At 35.5% G+C, this 16,965-nt stretch carries 14 protein-coding genes; 7 read left to right on the forward strand and 7 right to left on the reverse strand.

Annotated elements, in window-relative coordinates; genetic code table 11:
• Positions 1–4: 4 nt before the first annotated feature.
• Positions 5–1,585: a conjugal transfer protein TraH gene (locus AMD27_RS17550; RefSeq protein ID WP_067663921.1), complete on the forward strand. Its 1,581-nt coding sequence runs from the start codon at positions 5–7 to the stop codon at positions 1,583–1,585.
• A gap of 250 nt (positions 1,586–1,835) precedes the next feature.
• Here AMD27_RS17550 and AMD27_RS17555 read toward each other — a convergent pair whose 3' ends face one another.
• From AMD27_RS17555 to AMD27_RS17590, 7 genes are all read right to left on the reverse strand, one after another.
• Positions 1,836–2,288 carry a hypothetical protein gene (locus tag AMD27_RS17555; protein ID WP_067663924.1) on the reverse strand — a complete coding sequence of 151 codons (453 nt, stop codon included), beginning with the start codon at positions 2,286–2,288 and terminating at the stop codon, positions 1,836–1,838.
• Entirely contained in the window at positions 2,285–2,773 is a 489-nt protein-coding gene (locus tag AMD27_RS17560) for a hypothetical protein (protein WP_067663927.1), read from the reverse strand. Before AMD27_RS17560 ends, AMD27_RS17555 begins: the two co-directional genes overlap by 4 nt.
• Before the next feature lie 68 nt (positions 2,774–2,841).
• Entirely contained in the window at positions 2,842–3,369 is a 528-nt protein-coding gene (locus AMD27_RS17565) for a hypothetical protein (RefSeq protein ID WP_150115852.1), read from the reverse strand.
• Positions 3,370–3,539: 170 nt separating this feature from the next.
• Entirely contained in the window at positions 3,540–4,109 is a 570-nt protein-coding gene (locus AMD27_RS17570) for a hypothetical protein (protein WP_067663933.1), read from the reverse strand.
• A 25-nt stretch (positions 4,110–4,134) separates the two neighbouring features.
• The gene (locus tag AMD27_RS17575; protein WP_067663936.1) at positions 4,135–5,943 is read right to left on the reverse strand and encodes a UvrD-helicase domain-containing protein; all 1,809 of its coding nucleotides are present in this window, start codon (positions 5,941–5,943) and stop codon (positions 4,135–4,137) included.
• Between the two features lie 599 nt (positions 5,944–6,542).
• Positions 6,543–8,351: a type IV secretory system conjugative DNA transfer family protein gene (locus AMD27_RS17585; RefSeq protein ID WP_228140761.1), complete on the reverse strand. Its 1,809-nt coding sequence runs from the start codon at positions 8,349–8,351 to the stop codon at positions 6,543–6,545.
• Between the two features lie 4 nt (positions 8,352–8,355).
• Positions 8,356–11,361: a hypothetical protein gene (locus AMD27_RS17590; RefSeq protein WP_067663947.1), complete on the reverse strand. Its 3,006-nt coding sequence runs from the start codon at positions 11,359–11,361 to the stop codon at positions 8,356–8,358.
• A 102-nt stretch (positions 11,362–11,463) separates the two neighbouring features.
• Between AMD27_RS17590 and AMD27_RS17595 the strand changes: the two genes are divergently transcribed.
• The 6 genes from AMD27_RS17595 (at position 11,464) to AMD27_RS17625 (ending at position 16,946) form a co-directional block, all read left to right on the forward strand.
• Complete coding sequence (locus tag AMD27_RS17595; protein ID WP_067663950.1) at positions 11,464–12,456, forward strand: tetratricopeptide repeat protein; 993 nt, start codon at positions 11,464–11,466, stop codon at positions 12,454–12,456.
• Entirely contained in the window at positions 12,453–13,142 is a 690-nt protein-coding gene (locus AMD27_RS17600) for a hypothetical protein (protein WP_067663953.1), read from the forward strand. Before AMD27_RS17595 ends, AMD27_RS17600 begins: the two co-directional genes overlap by 4 nt.
• 16 nt (positions 13,143–13,158) lie before the next feature.
• Positions 13,159–13,545 (forward strand): hypothetical protein, encoded by a 387-nt coding sequence (locus tag AMD27_RS17605; protein ID WP_067663956.1) that lies wholly within the window; start codon positions 13,159–13,161, stop codon positions 13,543–13,545.
• A 53-nt stretch (positions 13,546–13,598) separates the two neighbouring features.
• A complete protein-coding gene (locus tag AMD27_RS17610; protein ID WP_067663959.1) occupies positions 13,599–14,051 on the forward strand; it encodes a hypothetical protein in 453 nt (150 codons plus the stop codon).
• Between the two features lie 708 nt (positions 14,052–14,759).
• Positions 14,760–15,410 carry a hypothetical protein gene (locus AMD27_RS17620; RefSeq protein WP_150115853.1) on the forward strand — a complete coding sequence of 217 codons (651 nt, stop codon included), beginning with the start codon at positions 14,760–14,762 and terminating at the stop codon, positions 15,408–15,410.
• A 345-nt stretch (positions 15,411–15,755) separates the two neighbouring features.
• Positions 15,756–16,946 (forward strand): tyrosine-type recombinase/integrase, encoded by a 1,191-nt coding sequence (locus tag AMD27_RS17625; protein WP_067663969.1) that lies wholly within the window; start codon positions 15,756–15,758, stop codon positions 16,944–16,946.
• Positions 16,947–16,965 lie beyond the last annotated feature (19 nt).

The following is a 16,965-nucleotide window of genomic DNA, read 5'->3' on the forward strand; positions in this document are numbered from 1 at the left end:
AATTATGGTAATTAATCCAAAATCAAAAAATAGCGCTAATGTTTCGGGAATATTAGGTTTTATGAAACGTAATATTATTGACCGTAATATGGCTGTTATTCGTTATGGTTGTCTGCTTGCTACAATAGCATGTGCGTCAACCCAAACATCAACTACTCAAGCTTTTGATCTTGATAACTTCCTTGGTGGAATGTATTCAAATACAACTGATGCTGGTTATTTTAATACTCAACAGCGCGGTGTTATCAGTGGTGGTGGCTATGTAGGTCGTTTTGCAGTGAAGCCAATTCAATTGGTTTCTTTTGACCCGCCACGCGTCAGTGCAGGGTGTGGTGGTATTAATCTATTCGGTGGTAGCTTTAGTTTTATTAATGCTGCAGAGCTTACTCAGTTACTTCGTACTATTGCACAGAATGCTCTTGGTTTGCTTTTCCATCTAGGTCTGAATGCAATTAGCCAGCCACTATCTTCTTTGCTAAATACGTGGTCTAAGAAGCTTCAAGACATGAACTCACTGTTGAAAAACAGCTGTGAAGCAGCACGAAAGTTATTTCAAATGGATACCAGTGGAAGTACATTATCTAGTTTATTTGGTTCCCAAAAAAATAGCGTTGAAACCTCTACAGGTGAAAAACAAGATTACTTTTCATCTGTAAAAACTAACTTTCAGCAGGGTTGGAAATCATTAACAAATAGTGGTGGTGCTCAGACTACAGCAACTAAAGAAATTCAGAAAATTGATAAAGCCGGCAATGTAACTTGGCGAGCGCTGAATGCTTCTGATAGCTACAAAGCTATTCAAGCTACTACAGGTACATCAAATGATGAAGCAAAAACTTTATTGATGAATTTAATTGGTACTGAAATTTTTGATACAACAGAAACCCCACAAAATTGTGGTGCTGGTGGCGGTAACTGTGAACCAAAAATGAAAACCTTTTACCCGATCATGACCTTTGATGATCTTAAATCTCCATCTGCTACACGCGATACTTTCTTTGCTTGTTCAGACGGGGATAATACAGAAAATGCTGATTCATGTAAGGACCCTAAATATACAAGACTTAGTTCTATATTTAGAGGTACTGCCCACATGGTAAATATGGCATTTTATGGCATAAATAGCTCAGATGAAAACTTAGACCCTGCAGATATTCAACAGGCTATTTCGGAAGGGAAGGGAATTGTTGGTAAATCAATGGTAGCTAATGCTACATTAACAACAGATGAGCAACGTATGCTTCAAGCAATGCCACAACCAATCGTTGCTTACCTCAATAAGCTTCGTGGTGAGCCTTCACAAATGCTTTCACTTTCAGTCCAAGTGAAGTCTATGGTTATTGAAGATATGACTGTTAAGTTAGCTACTGCCTTGGCTAATGCTGCAGAAGCAACGTTCAATGGTAAAGAAGTTGAAGCATCACCACCTCAAGGTTTTCAAACTAACTTAGTCAAATTCAGAAAAGATATTGCTGATCACATGTTAAAAACTAATGAGCGAATGGACCAAGATGTAAAACTCTACAACTGGGTTAACATCATGCAGAACTCTCAGTATTACCAAACTATGCCAGTATCAAAATAAGTTAACCAATAAAAAAAGCCCCATTAATAATTTAAATGGGGCTTTTTTTATTGTAATTATTTCTTAAGCAACTATAAAAAACTAAAATCTGTAAATATGATTGTCATCATAAGCAAAACGATTGCACAACCATAAATTCCAATAATATATGTTTTGTTTTTAGTTTTAAAATAAGCAATAAGAAATATTAAAACAGTTACAGTAGAAGTCAGCAAAATAAAGTTTTTTAATGGGAATATTTCCATTAGGTTTACTTCCTTAAGTTTTCTCTAAGAATCGCATCAAATACTAAAACTGTATTCTCATTCTTTGCCGATGTTATTTTTTCATACAATATTTTATAAATTGTATATGTTTTGGTGTCATTCACTGGTGGTATGTTTTCAACAGCTTTTTTTACATCTTCAATGTTTTCGAAAATAGCAAAAGCATCGTCTAGATCACCACCTCCACCAGCTATATAAAATGCACCTTGGCCATTTGGCAAAACAGTTAAAAAATGACTTTCACCATCTTCACCAAACTCATAACTTAAAACATAACTACCAAGTAGTTCTTCTTCAAAATCAATTTCTTCGACAAGCCCCATTATAAGGCTCGTCTTAATTGGCTCTTTAAAAGTAACAATCGGCTTAGGTGTATTTTCACCTAAAGATAAATCATTAAAATCATCTGAAAAACGGGTATATAGTGATGACATCATGCAGTTTTAGCTCCTACATTATTCTGTTCACATTTACTTATAATCGCCTCTAGAATAGAAATTGCAAAATCCAAGTCCACAAAACCCTTTAAATATGTATTGGAAAAAGTCTTGTATGGGTCGCCTTTTAAGGCCTCTTTAAGTTGTTCGTTAGGTCTTGAATATGCTTTATACAATTCAATGGTTTTGTTTAAGTAATTGATTAATTCTTTATAGTTGTTAATCTCAATACAACCTCGAATCAATCTGTTAATACCTGATACTTTTGAAATAACATCAGATAAGAACATTAAATCTAACGCTGGTTGCTGTGATATTTCTTCAATGTCACTCGGAAAGCTAAAATTATTATTTAAATTTCCTCTATATGCACTAAATTGCTGAATAGCGACTCCAACTTCTCCTGTAAACAACAGTAGCTGAGCAAGTTCATTTGTGAAGTCAATTGATGGGTTTGAAGCAGCAAGATCGGGCTTAAATTCCATGGTAATTCCTATTTTTGAGTTAAAAATCTAAATTTTTACATTTAAAAAACTGGCTATCAGTATTTTGATTAAAACGCTTCGTCAAAACCGTTCTTTTTTAAAATGTCATATTCATTTGGGGTTAGGTGATCTACTGAACCCACGGTGATTTTTTTGCTTGAGCCTGACCGAAAACAGGCCCCTTTAAAATGTTTCAGGTAATAATCGCTTGCTGTCATTTTAGCTTTTTCTAATTGGCTTTGAACCTGAGCTGAATTCATTTTTAGATAGTCTTGCAGTAGTCTGGAAATCACAATCTCATGTGAACCTGAAAAGACATACAACACACCTAATGATCGTTCATATACGCAAGGCTTGCTAAGGTCTGCTGTTTCTAGTGTGACAGGGGAATGTATGATGAAATCGTCCCGAACGTTATGTAGAATCGATTCTTTGAATATAGAGCCTAATACAAACATTTCTTTGTACTCGCCTTCAATGTGATATGTAGTACCACAAGGAATTTCTTCCAACACCAAAGAACTCATGCCGCCTAAACGTTTTTTACATTCTTCTGTTGCTTCAACCAACCTTGAATCATGGCGTTCCAAGTTCATTACCTGATCATGGTTTAATTGAAAGTTATTGGCCATAAATCGAAATAATGATTTATGCTGAGAAAACATTACATTAGGGGAGTACACAACTTTCATTTTAAACCCTTATTTCATTTTAAACCCTTACTAAAAACGATACACATGCGATTTCTAATAGTTTAAAAAACGAATTAAGGTTTAAAAGCTTCTATAAGAATCATTAATTCTTCATCCACTAGCGTTTTTCTAAAGAATGCATTTCCATTGCTAAACAGAATGGTTGCAGAGTGAATGACTCTATAAGGGTCTTGATTTGTCATTTTGATGATTTCATCAATGTTATTTAATCTATTTTTAAAAAATGCAGTTGAGTCACTTTGTTCTTTAAAATTCTTAATAAACTCTGCACTTGAGTCATTTTGTTTTTTCAAATTCTTAATAAATTCAATGAATTCATTTTTACCTTCTTCCCGAATTTCATCTGAGTTATTCAAATCTTCATAGATAGGGGAGAGCTTATCACCTAAAGATTCACATACTAGAAAAACTATGTCAGGTTTTGCTGCTGACAACTTAGTAAAGAAGCTTTCCACATCTCCTTTAATATTTATTGCTTGTTTGAATGGATGGGAATCATTTTGTTTAATGACATCGTAAAACTCATCCTGATAAAGCTCTAACCAGTTAATGCTTGAAGCTTTAAAATTTTCTATATCTTGCCAAAGCTTAATTGGCAGTACCTTTATGCTATCTGAATTCATTTTTCACTCAACAGTACTTTAAAAATTAATTGTCTAAATCGTTGCGAAGTTTTTCAAGAAGAATGAAAAAATCACTAAAATTCGCTGCATATAAGTTTTTCTTAGCACGGGTAATGGCCACGTAGATTAAGCGGAGTTCTTCTTCTGGCATTTCAGTGATACGACTTCGCTGATCGCTCATACGCTTATCAAGTACCTCTAAGATAGGCAAGCGACTTTCAACCATTTCTGTTCCAATAACAGGGCGTAGCTTCATTGAGCTTGGGAAGTCCATAACATCCCAATTTTCTAAATAGATGGGTTGTGGTTCATCCACTTTTTTCTCGTCTAATAGCTCAATTGTATTTGCTATTGGTTGATGCCCAACACCAGCAAATTTATCTGTCATCAATGACAGCTCAAAGTCCTCTGAAATTGCCACATTGTCCCATTCTAGGCCTTTTGCTTTGTGGACTGTACAGATAACACAATCGGCGGTAGAAACGTCTGTAGAGATCATATCAAGCACTGAGAAGATTTCTTCAAAGTTCTGGTCAAACTGATCGATTAAGCGAACCATTGACTGAAATTCATTGTCTGCACGGTTAAGCTCCGTATATTCGATAACTTCACTCCAGTTCGCAAAACATGATAGGTCTTGGTGGTAGACTTTTTCGCCTGAAATTAAGCCTTTTGCACCGGCAATCCAATTTTTGATTTCAGTGATATCTGCTAAAAATGCAAATTTACGATTTGGAAAAGCATTTATTTGATACACGAATTCATAAAAAGCCCCTTTGTTTGTTCGGCAAAGGATGGCATCAACTTTGATCGCACGTTCATGGTCAATGATTATTTTAGAATCTACTTTCTGGTTCCCAACCAACGGTACAGTTTCACCAAGTAAAGAAAGTACTTGATTAGCATGTGCTGCAATTTGCTCACCAAAACGGAATGATTTTGTTAGTAGCACAGATGGTAGCTCTAACTCTTTCAGAGTATTCACAGCACCTCTCCATCCATAGATACTTTGATTGGCATCACCAACATAAATCACGGGACATTTTTGGTTTTTAAGAAGGGTGGACATTAGACCATCACTATCTTGGCTTTCATCCATCATGATGTAGTCAAAGCCTTTAATTTGAGGTTCTGTTAAAGCCCAGACTTTCACATATACATCGTGAGAAATATTGTATTCATTATGGCCAATAAGGTCTTCCCAACGTTTTTCGGCAATAGGTAATAATTTCTTTGCCATGTCGAGCTGATCATTTACGTTAATCCAATCCATTTTTTTGAAGTGCTCAACGCTAATTTTTTTACTGTCAGATTTACAAAAGTTCGATACTGCGTCATTGATCATCTGCATTTGTAAGACAGCTGAGCAATATCGTGTTGCTCCCATGCGCATCACTTCTTTATGTTTCTTTTCAGATCGGCTTTTTAGAGTTAATAAATGTGATTTTGAGTAGGGTACACGCATATCGCTAAGACCATACTTAGGAGCTAACTCTTTAGGAAAGTTTCGTGGGTTTTTGCACTTACTAGACAGTCGGCGTGGCACATTTGAATAAGCAAGAGAATGAAATGTTCGACAAGTAACATTTTTGTTGAACCGGCTTTGAGCTTCTACGGCGATAGCTTTATTGAAAGCAAGGTATAGGCCTTTTTTATTTAGATTGTCGGCTAGAATATGACTGATCAAAGACAATGTTGCTGTTTTACCAGTACCAGCATAAGCCATAATTTTGAATGACTCTAAATGGATTGCTTTTGCTATAGCTGTTTGTTGTTCAGACGTAGGTTGAGTGTCTAAACTAGCTATTGTGTTTAACACTTGAGAATCTAACATGAAACAATCCATTATTATTTAAATCAATTTAAAAACAATATACCACAAATACGGAATAATACAAAAAGTATGATTTAGACTTTTGTGATATCCCCTAAAACTGTGGATAAGCATGTGGAAATAGCTTAATTTATAATCTTTTTAATTTATATAATATTGATATTAATGGGTTTATAATAATTTTTACAGATTGATTAAAATACAACCTATATTTTTCTATTATGCCCAGTGAAAAAAGTGATTAAATTGCAAAATAGCCCTGTTAAATATATGGGCACGGCGCTATTGCCCGTGCCCATATTGAAAATACTTTATTTTCTATTCATTGCCTTATCACGCTCTTTGCGCTGATCTTCTAGTGTTGGAAAGATGATAGCCCGTGATGTTGTCATGTTTTTCAAGATCGCAAAATGATTTTGCAAAATATCCTTGAAAACTTTAACCAAGTACAAAAGAACATAATTTAAAATGAATCTAAAGCACGGAATTATAATATCAGTAATAAACCAAATCAGAATTTCCCTAAGTGGTTTAATTAACAGAATAAAAACCAGTACCAGTATAGAAGCTATTATGAATAATTCCATTTTCGTATCCTTTTAGCTTACTGAGTCGCGCACGACTTGACGTAGATTCAGCCCTTCAACCTCATCCATCGCATAATGGTTGAATTGTACATTACCAAATTCTTCCTGAGCTTTTTTTGTCAAAGTGGCCATAGGGACTCGTAAATGGTATAGGTGAGTACCACCGTAATAGAAAATACAATCACCGATAGGGATGTATTTAAATTCTTCTGGTTTCACATGATAGACTTCTTCATCTCGTTGAGTGAAATTTGTAGCGCGGTTATTTCCTTGGTTTTGAATTGGTGATGTATTTACTTCATCGCCACTGCTACTTACACCTTCACCGGAGCCAACGGCCCAAGTAGTATCTCGATATAAACCAATTTCATCTGCAGCCTGTTGAGCAGAAAGTGTAGAAAGCTGTTTAAAGAAAACTTTGAATAGGGTGTTACCCATTACAATTTCACTTAATGTATCAGTGCCATCAGGTTTTAAGTTGGCATAGGTTTGATAACACGGAGCCATAAAGATACGACTCGAACGTGCTTGCTCGAAAATACGGCCCCATGATGCATCAATATATGAGCCTGCTTCATCGGGTACAACCATAAATGGCGGGTTAGGCAACATTTCTGGTGGCATACGCTGAAAGTGAGAAATCGCCGTACGCATATCTGCAATGATGATCTTGGCCAAAGCAACAGACTGTTCATTCTTCGCCATGGTAGGCAACATAACGTAAATGATTTTGTTCTGCAGAATAGCTTGTTCGAAGTCAATTTCAGGATTGTAGCTGTTTAGGACCTGACCAAATGTACCATCAGAGAATTGAGAAAGACGGCTGGCCAAACCTGAAAGTAGGGTTTGGAACATTTCAAAGTCAAAGAATCCTTTTTTATAGTATCCCTTCATGAGAGATTGCCATGCAATAGTCTCTACAGCTTCTGCATGTTCAATCAATAAACGGTTTTCAATATGTTTGAATGCGTCATGGTCGGTGATACAGCATTTAATATCTTCAAAGCCATAAGGTAGGCCGATACAGTGAAACGCACCAATAATAACTTCAAGTGCTGATAATGCAGATGAACGATAGTGGTCAGCACCACCGTTATTAGATGTATCTGGCAATAGCATCATGATACGGCTGGTAACTTCTTGATAGTCACCTTGTAAGATTGGGTTATAGGTGTTCGACATTTCTGGATTACCGGCATTAATAATTAGCAAGTCGATTTCACGACCAGACCAACATGCAAGTTGCCAAATTGCCAATAACTCCTTATTACTTAACTTACCATCAATGAAGATTAAGCCACCGCCATTTCGCATTTGCTGGCCCATCATTGATGCAGCTAATACGGACTTTCCTGTACCTGTGGAGCCATTGATTGAAATGTGCTGACTAATAAGATCGTAAGGAATATATACAGCTTCGCCTGTATCGGTCGTATAGCCGATACAGATACCTTTTCCTGCATTGTCTTCAACAGTACCGACAGGGTTACTTGAGATCATTCGGAAAGGTCGGGCTTTATCCACTTCCATGATTGGGTCAAAAAGGAAGATTCGATCATAGAAGTATTTTATTTTTCCGAAGAACAGTAGGATGGAGCAAATCAATGCACAGACAGCCATTGAAGCGCCTCTTAAGTAAGGGCTTTCTACCAAGTATGGGTTTGCCAATAAAACACCCATAATGAAGAAAAATAACATCCAACCATCACGTACACCACCTAAACCTAAGTGGCGTAAATCAGTCATGTTGAATGTGGTAGGTAGCCTAAACATATTGTATATCTGCGCCACGGCGTTACTGAATATACCGAATACCGACATATTATTAATCCTCAATCTTGCCAAATGAAATGTAAGGAACTCCATTACTATCAATGGCGATAAGTTGATCTTTATATTTTTTAAGTTCAGGCTTTAAAGAGCTACCTTGCTGGTCGATGTATGCCAATAGGCTATTGATTTCTACTGCCAGACGCGCAAGTTTGCCTAAAGCGGCTTTAGGGATGCTATAACCGGCATGAATAGACCCTTTAATTTTTAGTCGGGATTTATGGTCTCTAGAGAGTGCATTTAGCTTACGATTGACCGCTTCGAATAGCTCTTTAACTTTTGGTTCTGTCCATAGTTCAACATCAAGTGTTTTGTATAAGCTTTCTTCTTGGGACTCTATTAAATCGATACACTCAATCACACCGATCTGATCATAAATATCCACCGCTTTCTTGCTTGAATACTTCTCTTGTCTGATGCCCCAAAGATTATGTTGCCCTTGCTTTTGATAGATGGCCATTTGCTCATATACGTTAAAGAGCTTGTAGATACTTTCTTTCTTGATTGAAAGCTTTCTCGAATTTGCATCAAGGGTAAACTCACCACCTTGGTAATTCTTACTCTTAGCAAATTTGAGCATTTTTAAGAAAGTTAGTTCCAGTGTTTCAGCTACTGCATTCACTTGAGAGCGTGAATAATCTAAAACCTTAATATCATTGCGTTTGATATGTACAGCGTAATTATGAAGACGTCCTTTTTCTTCATTATTAATATTTGCTGGAATAACTTTGTCTGCATCCTTCGGAGACAGGCGCAATCGCAACACTTGAACATCACGGTCAATATAATAATTTGCGTCAATACTGCTTCTGTTCTCAATTTTGCTCAGGACTTCTTTTAAGTCTTTCTGATCAGCGCCGTATAACCTTTCAATAATTAAATCAGCTTTGCTCGTTGCTTCTTTTGTATCAAGCTGAACATCCGTTGCTTTTTGATCATTTGTACTATCTGTAGTAGCTACTGTGGGTTCGATTGGGGCTTCAACAGCGCCTTCGTCTATATCATCAGTAAGGGCTTCGTTTAGTTGCTGTAGAATGTCTGCCTCTGATTGCTCTTGTTGCTTTTCTTCCTTGGCAATTACAGCTTTAACTACCGCACGTTCTTTTTTATCCTTCTCCATTTCTGCAAACTGTTCTTCCAATACTTTTGCATACTCAGTATGGGGGATAGCGCGTGAAATGCTTGGTCCCATGATACGTGGTACGGCATTGGATTCTTGATTCAGCTGAATAATGTCCTTGAACATTTGAGACGCATACATCACCAATGAACTATCGATGGTCAGCTCAGGGTTATTCTTACCAAAATCCCATTTAATAGCGAATAGCTCACCGCTGCAGAAAATATCATAGGTTTCTATCTGGCTATTTTCTTTTAGCTTACGCATGGCAAGAAGGTTCATTTTCTTCAATGCGTTGTAGAGTGCATTTAATGCTTTATCAAATTCATACGAATTTGCTAATTTTGGATATTTTTCAGCAAATCGGCCGTTAAATTTCGGGATTAGAGAATCCACATCGATATAGATCAGATCATTGCGAATGATACCGATACGGGTTTGAGTATTGGTCGTATTAAACCGGTTCTTTTCATGAAATAAACGAGAAAGTAGAGAAATAATATCTGTATCGTTATATGGCGATGCGGTCGATACAACGGTAGATTTAACTACGCGAGTAACTGGAGGTGCTAAGTGTTGTGTTTTCGCTTCCCTAAAGAATTCACATAAGGCAACAGCTTCTTCCAAGGTGTTATGCATCTTCCCATTACTGTCATAAGAAATAGGCATGTTTAATACGCTTATCTTACCGTTTAACTCTGCTTCATCTCGTTTTAAGTAAATGTCAAACATATTACGGGCGTTCCATAAAATACGCTTATCCCGCAAGTTAAGACCTAACTCTGATTTATCTAGTTTATCTGTCTCATCCTTACTTAAGAGTTCTGCTACCCTTGGGTCAAGAATATTCAATGCGCGGTTAGAGCGAAACTCAAACCAGCTACAGAAGGGGAATAACGCCGTGAAGATCAATAATTGGTATTGAGAAAAATCAAATGTGCCAACGGGCTTAATTTTTGGAGTCGTGCTTACAATCCCTTCATACTTAAACTTAGGGATGTACTCCAATACTTTCTCAATCATCTCATCGATTTGGTTGCGTAGTAATTGAGCTTCTGCCTTTAATTTGATTTCCTTGGCTTTGAGTTCTGCAGTGGTGATAAATTTCTTACCATTCCATGTATCATCATTCGGGTCAGCTGGTGCTTTATTGACGACTACTAACTTTCCTTTTTGGATTGTATCTTGTAGCGCATGTATTTTGTGATTGACGATATAACTGTATAAAGCATCGAACTGTGGTTTATAAAATAAGATTCCCTTATCGATTGCACGGCTCTCATCTTTCTCATCAATTTCATCTGGTGCAACAAAGCCATCATTTGCTTCTTTAGCCCATTCTTCTTCACTTTGGTTACTATCAACCACTATGGCAGCATCAATGTCTGATTCAGCATCGAGCGCCTTGATTATTATGTTGGTGTTTTCTGATTCCTTTTCATTTGAACTATTTTCTTCCAATTCTTCATGAATTAATAATTCTTTAACTACCTGAACCGAATCATTTAGTGCTTTTTCAATGTTTTTTTCGATAGGTATATTAATTTCATAGTCATTTAATGGCGTTGAATTGATTAGCAATTGTTTTGGTAAAATATTATGAAAAGGAATATGGCCTCCTACCGTAAATTTCATCCCATCTTCAACCACCTCATGAGTGATCTTCTTCTTCGCATCTTCACGCGATTTAGAGTGGCTTGATGTGATAAATAGCAGAAATCCACACGCTATACCTATAAATACACTCCATCCAATCACTGTGTAGATCATTGTGTCTACCAGTGAAACACCAACTTTTCTGGTTTCTAATATAAAGAATATAAGTGACCAGAAAGCGATGATATAGAGTGCTTTGTAAAAAAGTTCAAAAGTTTTATACATAGCAATAATGTTTTATTTAAGAATTAATCATTATCGATTATAGAAAAATACTAATAATAAATATAGAATCATTTATTATTTATTAATGGGAAAGTTTTTCTAATGTTTATCCCAAAAAGAAACGTTATAAAAGGTGCTTTCTTTGGTGCATTGCTGGTATTGGGTACGCAATTCCATACTTTTGCTGCATCGTCAGGGCCAACGTCCGATAAACTACTTGATCGCCCTAACTGGCTACCTGAATTACCTAAAATCAATAACGGTAAATTTGCCTTAGACTCAACTCGTTATATCGAGCTAAGAAAGCGAATTATCGAAAAACACGACAAAACAGCTGTTAAAGAGCTTTATGCACTTGCCCAAAAAAACCATATCCCATCTATCGTCCTTATGGGCTACATTTACGACAATGACGTTAAAGTTGTTAAAGTGAATCACACTACTGCAGCGCAATATTGGGCCGTTGGAGCTAAAGCCGGTGATGCAGCATCGCTCTATAATTTAGGTGTTCTTTACCTGAATGGTCGCGGTGTACCGCGTAATTTAGATACTGCAGATAAGCTATTAAAAATAGCATCTGATAAAGGGTTAATGCGCTCAAACTATGTGTTAGGTCAGCTGTTTGAAGAAAGAAAACAATATACGATGGCCATTACACAATATGCGAAATGCTTACCGGCCAAGTCACTTCCTCAATGTAAAACACGTTATGCCATACTTCATGTTACCCGTATTAAGATGACACCTAATCAAGCGAAAAATATCGTTAATATTCTGGCCTCAACATCACGCCAAGGCGATTTAGAAGCAACATACACTTTGGCGCGTTTGGCTGCAGAGGGGATTGTCTTAAACAAGTCTCCTACCACCATGGTTTATTATCTAGAAGCGATGGTCAAATACCCGAACTCAACGCCGTATTATAAGAAATTAGCGCTGAATATGTATAAGGCATACCGTCCTACAGAACAGGAAATTAAGCAGGGTAAAGAAAATTACCGTATAGGTAACGCGGGTGGTGTTTCGATTGCTTCTTCATTCAGAAATATCAACGTTAAAGAAACTATCATTGATGCAGGGAACGTCTACGAATGAGTTTAATTCTAAGCGAATGCATGTTCTTGGTTAGCGTAAATAAAACACATGTTCTTTCGGCCATTATGCTTCCAAACACCAAGCACATTAAGTCCGAAGATCAGCTAATCAAAATCAAGAATAAGATGAATGACGTTATTGCTTTTCATTCTACGCAAAAGGTCACAACGGGCCGTCTTTGCTTGATGAATAGTGATAGCAAAATAGTCAGTATGTGGCTGAATTCACCAAGTAAACCTGATTCCATCAAAGGTAGTAACTTTAGGCTCCAAAAATGTAGAAAACGTTTCAACCAATATGATCTGATGGATGACTCTGGTGAGATTAGACTTCATGAGCGTCAACAAGAATACCTAAACTCAAAACTTTTATTTCACGCTTGGGCCGCAGTACACAATGGTCATGTGGTTGGTCTAATTGCTCATCCGCTAATTAAAAATAGCATTCAGCACGACACTGCGTTTGAACGCTATAAATCCCTAGCAAGACAGGCTTTGCAGACGTTTGGTTATGTTGTGGCATGTGATGTCGTTATCACAGATACAGACGAAATCAAGGTCTATAACATTCATGAAAGCTATGAACGTAAAGGGAAGAAATACCCATATTTTACTAGACGACTACCTACAACGAGTCACTTAAGTTTTAAGTATTCGGCCCAAGTTGAATTTGATATCGCCGTATAGTTAAAAAGGAATTGTTATGAAAGAATTTATTCTACCAGCGCTTATGGTTCTATTCACAGTAGGAACAAGTACTTCCCATGCAAAGCAAAACTCAGATATGGATTTCGCACCACTAGAGCATGAAACGACTGCTTTTACTTTTAAAGATTGTAACGGCAAAGAATTTAATACTCAGAATCCCGAAGACATTCAGACCTCGAATATTAAATGTGTATATGAAGGCATTATCGCAACTAAGTTTGATGTTAACGGTGTACAAAAGAGTATCAGCGAAATGACAGTTAAAGAACTTGATCTTTACCGTGCTAGTGTTGTTGATGTTCGTGCGCTATTTGCCGTAACTTTTTATGACACCATGCATAGTCCTGAACTCATTCATCAAATCTACCCTATAGAAAAATAACCACATCATATATTCAGTCGGATGCTGTTGCAGAAAACTGTGAGGAATTAAACATGTTGATTAAACCGTTAAAAATGCTCATTACAGCGGGTATTCTGGTAGCGTTTGCTTCAACATCGGCTATGGCTGAAAAGACCAATTACGGCATTAAATATAAGGACTGCAAGGGGAAGGAGTTTGTAGCTGATAAGTACCTATACAGCATCAAAGACTTCACTGGCCAATTTAATGAATGTGAAATGGATGGTATTAAAAACACTAAGTTTGAAATTAAGTCTGCAGGCAAAAAAAAGAAAGTTTCTGTAAATGAAATGAGTGCCATGGAATTAACTGTTTTTATGGGTGATGCCTTACTTGCCGATGACAAACATGCAATTGTTGCTGGTCGTGTATTGAATACAGAATTGGCATTGAGAAAAACACGTTTTATTCAGAACTTTGCAAGCCAACAGTCGGCGCTTGGAAATACTGAGTTGCAGCCATACTTAAGAGATTATTTTGAATAACATGTAATAACCATTACACACGCGGTTTTCATGGGTAAGGTCATTATTAAGATTTCGGACTTTAATTCAGAGTTTATTAAAAAAATCATCGCTATATATAAATGAAAGACAGAAAGCTCACTTAATGGGCTTTTTGTTTTATTATATATTTTTGGATATTGCAATATGATTTTCAATATTTTTAAAAGAAACATTTTAGTCATTATTCTCTCAATAATTTTGTTCATAATTTATGAATTTTCAGTATTTCAATATCTATCAGATGTGACTAATCCAATATTCTTAACAAGAACATTCCAATTTTTACTTGTGTTCTCATTTTATTATATATTTAAAAATAAATATTCTACTTTTAGTTTTAAACTACTTGAAATTACCACAACGCTTTTAATTTTTATTACCGCTGTATATGTTGCAACTATAATGAAATATATTTTAAGCAGCATGATAGGAGAGATAAGCAATGAACCGGAACTTGTATTGTTTTTTGGTAGTGATTTCATTGACTTAATTAATAATAAGTATTTTGGTTATTCCTCCTATTTTATTAGTTCGGTCGGGATTCTACGAATACTGCTATATAAAAAAATCACAAACTATTTATACAATCACTGTTTAAATGAGAGTGATAAAATAAATACATGCCCCTCATGTAATCAAAATATATCTGAACCGAATAAAATTATTTAAACTTAAAAGGTGGTTTTAATGAGTATTAATATGGAAAGAAATTTAGAAATTAAAAAAATACCAAGAACAATATCTGGGAGTCTTAATGGTATATCTAAATCCAATAATAAAATCGAAAGACGTTTTGGTGCTTTTCAAATTCAAAAAGTTGGAAATAAATATGTACATACATTAAACCATGCACCAAATGAAAACCTACAACATACAACCCTTCTTATTAAAAATGAATTATGCATTGATTTAAAAATTGGGGACGTTGTATTAATAGAAGTTATAGATTACTCGCAAACAAATTCTTTTGGGACAAAAGTAATATTGGAGCCTATTCGAATATTGAGTGTGGGAGATAAAGGGGTCAATGATTTTGAAAATTTAGAATATTCTAAATTGTTAATGGAAATTTCTTTGGATTATATAAGTAAAGGGTGGTTTTCAGGGTTTATATTAGAAACTACTGCCAAGATGTGCCTCACAGATCAGTACAAAGATAAACTCCTAGAATTTTATTATATGCTCCAAGAGTCTCGTATCAGAAATGCATTAAAAAAATATACAGCTCAACAAAAAAAACGGCTTCATGAAGCTCCTTCATTACCTGATTTAATGAACTATATCTATTCTTTATACCAAGAGAGTATTTCTAAAGGATATGTGCAAATTACTGGATAAACCGACCACCCATTCCTGTTCCTAACGTACCACCCAAGTAAAAGAAAGCACCAATTAAGCTTAAAATTATTTTGGTCTCATATATTTCTCTTATGAACCTAATTTTATAAAAAATAGAATTATTCATTGGCTATTTTTTTGGATACTTGTTTGGATACTTTTTAAAACAACAAGTGTATATAATATTTCAAAACAATAACTTATAATTTCTGTATTATGCGTACATTACGCATAATACCAACTTCAATTCTGGTGGATAAACTTTTTATATCAGGGTAATTAGCTTGCTCATTCAAATAGAGCGATTGTGCTACAAACTAACGTATTTATTGAGATCAACAGGTAATGTTTACGGAATCGCAGCTTAAAAAACTAAAACCCAAGAATGAACCATACCAAGTATCGTGTAATGATGGTTTAAGTCTATTTATTGAACCGAGTGGGAAAAAATATTGGAAACTCAGGTTCAATGATGCCAATGGGAAAAGGAAAATAAAAAGACTTGGATTGTTGAGCGAATTAAGTTTACGTGCTGCTAAAAATGAAAAAGCAAAAATCATTGCTGCATTGCAAAATGAGATAGAGCAAAATTCGTCTATCACTTTTTATAAAGTTTCTAAAGAATGGTTGGATTTTAAAAAAAAGAACTCTTTAGGGGATAAACCATTAAGCGGTGTACTGGAATTGGCAGAAAAGTTTATTGAGAATGAGCTGGATAAAAGTTTAGGAAAAATAGATTTTAGAAATATTAGACGAACTGATCTAGTTAAATTGATTCGTAAAATAGAAAGTCGGGGAGTAAAAGAACCCTGTCGAAAAGCATGTAGTTATTTAAATCAAATATATGAATATGCAATTTCCATTGGATATATTGAATTAAATATTGCATCCAACTTAAATAAAGTTCTAATGAAAACAAAGATTAAAAAGAACTATGCTTATTTAAATGATGTCGATGTTATTCAGTTTTATAATAACATTGGTAAATCAAATTCTTACCCAATAGTAAGAAAAGCGCTACAAATAAAATCATTAACTGGTGTCCGTGGTGCTGAATTAATTAATGCTAAAAAAGAGCATTTTGATCTTGAAAAAAGACTGTGGAACATTCCTGCAATTCAAGTTAAGCAATTTAGAAGGAAGGTTATTGAAGGGCATAAAATCCCTGATTATGTAGTACCACTTTCTAAACAAGCAGTTGAAATTATTGAGTCTGCAATGGAATGGTCAATCGGGAGTGAATACGTTTTTAATAGTCCTAAAAAGAGCAATAATCATTTACATTTCAATACAATGAATAGAGCTATAAGGTTGATGGGCTATTCAAAAGATTCTGTCACATCTCATGGGCTACGCTCAAGTATGAGTACGATTTTAAATGGGTCCGACTTATTTAAAAGTGAATGGATTGAGGCGCAACTATCACACACTGATAAAAACTCTATCCGTGGAACATATAATCATGCCGACTATTTGAAACAAAGGGCTAATATGATGCAATGGTGGGCTGATTATCTAGAGTCAAAAACTTATTAATATTTTTGGTGTTATATTG

The organism is Acinetobacter sp. TGL-Y2, from assembly GCF_001612555.1.
In the GTDB taxonomy this organism is placed as follows: domain Bacteria; phylum Pseudomonadota; class Gammaproteobacteria; order Pseudomonadales; family Moraxellaceae; genus Acinetobacter.